This is a genomic window from Achromobacter sp., assembly GCF_036567245.1.
Lineage (GTDB): Bacteria > Pseudomonadota > Gammaproteobacteria > Burkholderiales > Burkholderiaceae_B > Achromobacter.
Genome location: NZ_DATCUY010000251.1, coordinates 1 through 2,660, shown reverse-complemented (window position 1 = coordinate 2,660; position 2,660 = coordinate 1). Strand labels below are relative to the sequence as shown.

The window sequence follows — 2,660 nt, the reverse complement described above, 5'->3', positions numbered from 1 at the left end:
ACGCCCCCGGAAACCGGCGCATCGACCATGACGCCGCCGGACGCGGCCACAGCCTGCGCCAGGCGTTGGGTCTGCGCCGGCACGCCGGAGCTCATGTCCACGACCACGCCCCCCGGGCGCAAACCAGCCAGCACGCCCTGTTCACCGTTCAGCACCTGCTCGACGATCGCGCTGGTGGGCAGCATGGTGAAGATGATGTCGGACTGCGCCGCGAGTTCCGCGCAGGTGGCGGCGGCCTGGCCTCCCACTTCCTGGGCGAACTTCGCGGCCTGGCCAGGCACGGCGTCGAACACCGTGACGGCAAAGCCGGCCTGCACCAGGCGCGCGGCCATGGGCCAGCCCATGCTGCCGATGCCGATCAGGCCCACCCGCTCTTGCGAGGCGCTCATGCCTTGGACTCCTTGAAGGCGCCCTCTTCTTCCAGCACCTGGTTGGCGACCTTGAACGCGTCCAGCCCTGCCGGGATGCCGCAATAAACGGTGGCCTGCAGCAGGACTTCCTTGATCTCCTCGACCGTCACGCCGTTGTTCAGCGCACCCTTGACGTGCAGCTTGATCTCGGCCGGACGGTTCAGCGCGGTCAGCATGGCCAGGTTGAGCATGCTGCGGGTCTTCTTTTCCAGCCCGGGGCGGCCCCAGGTATAGCCCCAGCACCATTCGGTGGTGATGTGCTGGAAGGCCATCATGAATTCGTTGGCGCGGGCCAGGGAGCCGTCCACGTACTCGGCGCCCAGCACCTCGCGGCGCAGGTTCAAGCCTTGGTCGAACAGGGCCTGGGTTTCGGATTTGATGTCTGCCATGAGTTCCTCTTTGCGATGGGACGACGGGCCGCAGATCGGCGGTCCGCCTGGTTATTTTGTCCGATTGTCAGGCAATTTTTGCGAAACCGTCAATAGTCTGATTGTCCGACAATATGCTTGACCGCAAAAAAAATCGGCACAATAATGCGCCGCAAGCGCCGGGCCGGCGGCACGGTCGGCCCTGCGGGATATATTGCGTCTTTTAAGGCGAGAGACAACCATGGCCAGCCAGACAGGCGCGGTATTCGAGAAACCCAGCACCCTGCGCATCCGCGTGGAAGAGTTCCTGCGCGCATCCATCATGGATGGCCGGATCAAGGGCGGGGAGCGTCTGCGCGAACAGGAATTGTGCGATCAGCTCGGCATCAGCCGCAGCACCCTGCGCGAGGCGCTGCGCACGCTGGAGGCCGAGCGCCTGATTTCCATCGAACCGCATCGCGGTCCCACCGTGGTGCGCATCACCGAAAAAGCCGCCCGCGACCTGTATGCCCTGCGCGCCCTGCTGGAGGGCTACGCCGCGCACGAATTCGCGCGGCTGGCGGGCGACGGCGACGTCGAACGCCTGCGCAAAGCCGTGGAAGCCCTGCACCGCCAGGCCAAGGGCAGCAACAAGTCTGCCTTGCTGGCGGCCAAGCGCGAGTTCTACGACGTGCTGCTGAGCGGTTGCGACAACGATCTGGTCAAGGACATGCTGCCCGGCCTGCTGTCGCGCATCAACCTGCTGCGCGCCACGTCGTTCGCGCGCGCCGAACGGCTGCCGGAAAGCATGGCCGAAATCGATCTGATCTACGAGCGCATCCAGGCTCGGGACCCGCAAGGCGCGCAAAGCGCCGCGCAGAGCCACATCGTGAACGCGGAACGCACCGCGCTCGAAGTGCTCAAGCGCCAGCAACAGGAGACTGCCGACAATGAAGACGAGCGCCCGGCAAGAAAGGCGCGGGGCAACCCTGGACAGGCAGGATAGCGCGTTCATCCTGCACGTCCTGCGCGTAACCGGGGCCGTCGCATGACGCTGCCCACCCACGAAGTCTATGCCCTGCGCTACGCCACCGTAGCGCGCCGGCGCAGCCAGAACTTCATCACGCCGCCGGACCCGCACGACGGTCCGATGCCGATGGACTATTTCGTCTGGGTCATCCGCAACGGCGCACGCGTCTACCTCGTCGACACGGGATTCAATGCAGAGGCCGCCCGGGCGCGCGGCTGGATGGTGCTGGCCTCCGACGCCAGCCACTACTACGACAACATGGGGCGGGACGCGCCGTTTCCCATCGTCGACAACGTTGCCGACATGCTGGCGGGCTACGAGATCCTGCTCAAATTCGCGGAATCTCCGGACCATATCGTGCCGGGACACGACCCTCAGGTCAGGACGCGGTATCCGGGCCTGGCTGGCATGGATACCGAAGTGGTCGCGCTGCATCTGGGCGCCGTCAGCAACCCTCGCTGAGCGCGATCGCTCCAGGCGCGGCTGCCGGAAAAACTCACAAATCCAGCGGCCGCATCGCCTCGTCCACTTCCTCGGCAGACAGGTCCTGCACGATCACGACCATGGCGCCCGTCTGCATTGCGCCTTCCGGCAAGGCGATGGGTTCAGGCGTCGCGAAGACGTGGCGCACGCCATGCACGGCACGCAGGGTGCCGTCCGTCCAGCGCAACAGGCCCTTGGCGCGCAGCAGCCGGTCGCCGATCTGGCGTTGCATGTACCGAGTCCAGCGCGCGTAATCCTCCCAGCCCACCGGCCGGCTCTGCGGGAAGGCATAGGACACGATGCCGTAGCGCAGCACATGCGCAAGCGGCCCCGCGGCGAGCGGCGCCGTCAGCACGGCTGCGTCCAGGTGCTCGGCCCGCAGCCCGTCGA

General features: G+C 66.2%; 5 protein-coding genes. 2 read left to right on the top strand and 3 right to left on the bottom strand.

All coding sequences use genetic code 11. The features are described 5' to 3' along the window. A partial coding sequence (locus VIR09_RS11155; RefSeq protein WP_332012931.1) for an NAD(P)-dependent oxidoreductase occupies positions 1-389 on the bottom strand: 389 nt, incomplete at its 3' end. After that, positions 386-799, bottom strand: a complete 414-nt coding sequence (locus VIR09_RS11150; protein ID WP_332012930.1) for a carboxymuconolactone decarboxylase family protein — start codon at positions 797-799, stop codon at positions 386-388. The genes VIR09_RS11150 and VIR09_RS11155, both read right to left, overlap by 4 nt. Positions 800-1,019: 220 nt before the next feature. Between VIR09_RS11150 and VIR09_RS11145 the strand changes: the two genes are divergently transcribed. Continuing rightward, a complete protein-coding gene (locus tag VIR09_RS11145) occupies positions 1,020-1,763 on the top strand; it encodes a GntR family transcriptional regulator (RefSeq protein ID WP_332012929.1) in 744 nt (247 codons plus the stop codon). A gap of 42 nt (positions 1,764-1,805) precedes the next feature. After that, positions 1,806-2,249 carry a hypothetical protein gene (locus tag VIR09_RS11140; RefSeq protein ID WP_332012928.1) on the top strand — a complete coding sequence of 148 codons (444 nt, stop codon included), beginning with the start codon at positions 1,806-1,808 and terminating at the stop codon, positions 2,247-2,249. Between the two features lie 34 nt (positions 2,250-2,283). Here the strand turns inward: VIR09_RS11140 and VIR09_RS11135 are convergent. After that, a partial coding sequence (locus tag VIR09_RS11135) for a GTP-binding protein (RefSeq protein WP_332012927.1) occupies positions 2,284-2,660 on the bottom strand: 377 nt, incomplete at its 5' end.